We start from the raw sequence: 2243 nt of genomic DNA on the forward strand, positions 1-2243 counted from the left end.
CGGATAGTCAGTTCTCTGATACCATCCTCGCCATCGAAGCCGATGCGATTGCGCCAAGCAAATACAAAGTGGCGGTTTAGAGAACGGTAGAGCGCCTCAATCACTACATTCCGAGATTTCTCGATCTCATCGAAGACGCTATCAAAAGCGGCGATTCAGGATTCCTAGCCTATGAAACGGCAACAGCCTCACAGACGCTGCAACGATTAATGGATGTCGTCAGCGCTCTTATCAACGGCGAGCAACCAACGATGGATCAGGAATCCGTTGACGCACTCCTGGATATCTAGAGGTCACATTTTTGCCATCAAGCGGTTGTTTATTGTTGTCCCGCGCCAGCAATGATAACGTCCCGACCGTATGAAATGGGTTCGCAGCGTCACCAGTCTTTTATTGCTTTTAATGCTTTAGCTGATGATTTTCTAAATATGAGAGAGTTTAGAGGCAATGTTTGTTATGACGGGGATACCTGCTATGTTATAGCCCCTACACTCCCAGAACCTCTTCAAAAAATGAGCGTTAGAATACTAGGTATCGATACTCCAGAAATGCGCGCTGAATGTGCTGAAGAAAAGAAACTAGCACTAAAAGGCAGAGAGTTCGCTAACAAAATGTTTAGAGCTGCTGAAAAAATTGAGTTTGCTAATTTAAAATGGGACAAGTATGGAGGACGCGTACTTGTTGATGTATTTTTAGATGGTAAGCTTTATAAAGATGAAATTATAAATGCTGGATTAGCTAGACCCTATGATGGCGGAACTAAAGAAAGTTGGTGTGATTAATGTGGGATATGATACAAAATATGGCAAGTGATCGTCTTTGGATTTATACAGGTATTGTTGGCTCACTATTTGGTGCTGCATTTTTATTTTGGTTTAAAGATACAAGACTGGCTATGTGGGCAGTAGGAAAATTCGATTTAACTCTTGAGTATTTAGCAATACGCTGGGGCTGGACCTGGTTACAGGATGATCCTAATGCTTGGCGTACAAAATACCCCAAGATTACCTCAAAGATAGACGAGTTAGAAGCTCGTATTAATCAATTAGAAAAATCGTCTACAAAACCAACAACTGATGTTGGAAATTATCAAGACGGATAATAGGAGAAAAACTATGGAAGAAATTAAAGGAATGTCAGACGCTGAAGCACGTAAATATCTTATGAAGCACGGGTATGGTTTATCTGAAATTGATGGGATCATGGCTGGAGAAGATATGTGTGCTAATCCTGGTGCACCAGCAGAAAAAGCTGTACCAGTTAAGGCAGCTCCAGCGCCTGTAACAAAAGCTGCACCTAAAGCTGCTGCTACAAAGGCAGCACCTAAAGCGAGTAAATAATGGCTGAAGATACTAAGTATCACCCAGCCGACTCAAACGGCGATGGCAGAGTTTCTGACGAAGAACATGCCATGTATTTAGAGTTTAAACGTAAAGAAATGGAAGATCAAGACGCACAGCGCGATGCCATGCGTAAAATGACTTGGTTTGCTCTAATGGGGATGCTACTTTATCCTTTTGCTATCTTAGGTACTTCTTTTTTAGGACTAGACAAAGCGGCTACAATTATAGGAGATATTGCTCCTACATATTTTGTTGCTATCGCAGCCTTAGTATCTGCATTCTTTGGCGCTGATGCACTAAAGAAAAAATAACTATCTGTTGCCTATCGGTTTGCGATGATATATGATATAGAAAATCAATGGAGAATCTATGGAATATTTCAACAAAACGCAAACCGATTGGCGACTCTCTCAGTGTTGTCAGTGGCACGATAAAACTCTAGCAAAAAGGTACAATTTTGGTACCACTACTAAGACTTATGCCCTCAAAGAAGGGGGTAAAGAAAAAGTACAACAAAAAGCTATAGCAAATACTAAAAAATTACTTGATATACTTACAACATACTTCCCTAATCAACCACATAACTTACGTGCGTTTAGAATTTCCAGTGAGCTATTTCCTTGCTACACTTTAGACTTTACACAACCGTGGTACAAAGAAATTTGGGAAGAACTATCAGAAATTCTCAAGCTTGCAGGTGCTGCGGCTAAAAAACACGGTATTCGTTTATCTACTCATCCTGCTCAATATACAGTGCTTGCGTCTAATAACCCAGATGTTGTAACTAAATCTATAGAAGATCTAGAGTATCACGCATTATACGGTTCAATGATGGGGTTACCTGCTCAAGATTTTTCAATGAATATTCACCTACAAGGACTCTATGGAGGAAAACACGAA

5 protein-coding genes are annotated in these 2243 nt (G+C 40.6%); all 5 read left to right on the forward strand.

All coding sequences use genetic code 11. The features are described from left to right. The first annotated feature begins 365 nt into the window (after window positions 1-365). Window positions 366-782, forward strand: a complete 417-nt coding sequence (locus Q0505_RS17865) for a thermonuclease family protein (protein WP_299215793.1) — start codon at window positions 366-368, stop codon at window positions 780-782. After that, window positions 782-1102 (forward strand): hypothetical protein, encoded by a 321-nt coding sequence (locus Q0505_RS17870; protein WP_299215795.1) that lies wholly within the window; start codon window positions 782-784, stop codon window positions 1100-1102. The genes Q0505_RS17865 and Q0505_RS17870 overlap by 1 nt, the downstream gene beginning before the upstream one ends. 13 nt (window positions 1103-1115) lie before the next feature. Further along, window positions 1116-1340, forward strand: a complete 225-nt coding sequence (locus Q0505_RS17875; protein ID WP_299215798.1) for a hypothetical protein — start codon at window positions 1116-1118, stop codon at window positions 1338-1340. After that, a complete protein-coding gene (locus tag Q0505_RS17880) occupies window positions 1340-1654 on the forward strand; it encodes a hypothetical protein (RefSeq protein ID WP_299215800.1) in 315 nt (104 codons plus the stop codon). Before Q0505_RS17875 ends, Q0505_RS17880 begins: the two co-directional genes overlap by 1 nt. 58 nt (window positions 1655-1712) lie before the next feature. Continuing rightward, on the forward strand, window positions 1713-2243 hold a 531-nt coding region (locus Q0505_RS17885), incomplete at its 3' end, for a hypothetical protein (protein ID WP_299215802.1).

Source organism: uncultured Dokdonia sp. (assembly GCF_937910895.1).
GTDB lineage: Bacteria > Bacteroidota > Bacteroidia > Flavobacteriales > Flavobacteriaceae > Dokdonia.

Excerpts from the sequence above, each read along its gene's own strand:
- Q0505_RS17865 (WP_299215793.1), top strand. The coding sequence starts at position 366 with ATGGGTTCGCAGCGTCACCAGTCTTTTATTGCTTTTAATGCTTTAGCT.
- Q0505_RS17870 (WP_299215795.1), top strand. The coding sequence starts at position 782 with ATGTGGGATATGATACAAAATATGGCAAGTGATCGTCTTTGGATTTAT.
- Q0505_RS17875 (WP_299215798.1), top strand. The coding sequence starts at position 1,116 with ATGGAAGAAATTAAAGGAATGTCAGACGCTGAAGCACGTAAATATCTT.
- Q0505_RS17880 (WP_299215800.1), top strand. The coding sequence starts at position 1,340 with ATGGCTGAAGATACTAAGTATCACCCAGCCGACTCAAACGGCGATGGC.